Source organism: Streptobacillus felis, assembly GCF_001559775.1.
Taxonomy (GTDB): Bacteria; Fusobacteriota; Fusobacteriia; order Fusobacteriales; family Leptotrichiaceae; genus Streptobacillus; species Streptobacillus felis.
Window position 1 is genome coordinate 1 of sequence record NZ_LOHX01000050.1, and the last position, 330, is coordinate 330.

1 protein-coding gene is annotated in these 330 nt (G+C 27.0%); it reads right to left on the reverse strand.

Going from position 1 to position 330, the window contains the following annotated elements:
* Nucleotides 1-17 precede the first annotated feature (17 nt).
* Nucleotides 18-224 carry a hypothetical protein gene (locus AYC60_RS00670; protein WP_067320025.1) on the reverse strand — a complete coding sequence of 69 codons (207 nt, stop codon included), beginning with the start codon at nt 222-224 and terminating at the stop codon, nt 18-20.
* Nucleotides 225-330 lie beyond the last annotated feature (106 nt).

Below are 330 nucleotides of genomic sequence, written 5' to 3' on the forward strand. Positions count from 1 at the left end.
CTTTCTTCATTATAATCTTAATATGAATTTTGAATATGATGCTCAAATTCTGCTTCTAGAATATGTTTAATTGTTGAACCAAGCATTTTCTTTAATGCATCCTCAATGTCTGTAATAGTTTTTAAATCTCCATTTTGAATTAAAAGTTTTGCAGCTTTATCGAAAGCTGTTTCTTCCATTTCTCTAATTCTTTTTGTTCTTCTTTCTTTTTTTTCTTCATTCATTACAAAAGCCTCCTTGTATATTATATACCATAAGAGGCTCTTACTAAACATTATATTTTTTTCAATTTACAGACTTATTTCAATACTCTCGCTATGCATTATTCCT

Excerpts from the sequence above, each read along its gene's own strand:
- AYC60_RS00670 (WP_067320025.1), bottom strand. The coding sequence starts at position 224 with ATGAATGAAGAAAAAAAAGAAAGAAGAACAAAAAGAATTAGAGAAATG.